At 39.6% G+C, this 926-nt stretch carries 1 protein-coding gene; it reads left to right on the forward strand.

Annotated elements, in window-relative coordinates:
- Window positions 1-926 (forward strand): polymorphic toxin type 15 domain-containing protein (locus ABD005_RS18080; protein WP_343819154.1); only part of this gene is annotated, 926 nt, incomplete at both ends.

Genomic DNA, 926 nt, shown 5'->3' on the forward strand with positions numbered 1-926 from the left:
AAAGGCGACCCGGTTAAATTCTTACGCGACATTGACTGGGCTGGTTTAACCAAACAAGCTATCGATTTAGTGAAAGAAAAAATAGTCAGTATCCGTGGTGCCTTTGATGATATTGTCGATAGCTGGTGTTTAAAAAGAATTATTCCCGATGAAGCCCTTGATAGCTTAAAAAATGCCAGTAAAAAACTCGGCGAAATACTCCCAAAAGTAGAGCAAGGCATTACTCAAGGTATGCAAGACCTTGAGAAAAAATTTAGCAAAGCCCTTGATGAATACACAGGTGAAATACCACATGTGGGTAAAACAGGCGATATTAAGAAAGTTAAAACTGATGAGTTCAAAGCACCGAAAGGAAATGAGTTACCTGGGGCAGCTGCAATTAAGCGTATGCCTCAACACAAAGTTGCCTGTTTTAAAAGAAATAAGAAAGGCACTGATGCTGAGTATGACCGTCAACTACAAGGGCAGCAAAATGGCATAAATAATATGACCGCTAAGGAGTACTTAGATAACCGACAGTCATATAAAGAGATAGGAAGAAAAGGGACAGGAAAAGCTCAGCAGACGGCAAGGGAGAAATTCAAGGATAAATTAATACGTAAGAAAGAATTAGAATTAAACAAAAAAGGGATCGTTGGCCAAGAAGCCACTGATAAAGCTGAGCTATTAGCGACAAAAGAAATGAAAACCCTTAACGCTTTACATAATCCCGATATGATTGCCGGAGGCAAAGATATTGTACTTGAGTTAGGCGATGCCAGCGTTAATAAATCAATAGGCTCACTATGGAAAAACAAGGGTGTTGACAGCTCTGGTGCCAAAGAAGTATTAAGTCGAGTAGAAGCCATGGATGTACAAGCGACAAAGGCATTGAAAGACATAGGGCCAGATGCCATGATGAATGTAAATCTACATAGGTGTAAATA

Origin of the sequence: Colwellia asteriadis (genome assembly GCF_039523295.1) — a bacterium.
In the GTDB taxonomy this organism is placed as follows: Bacteria; Pseudomonadota; Gammaproteobacteria; order Enterobacterales; family Alteromonadaceae; genus Colwellia; species Colwellia asteriadis.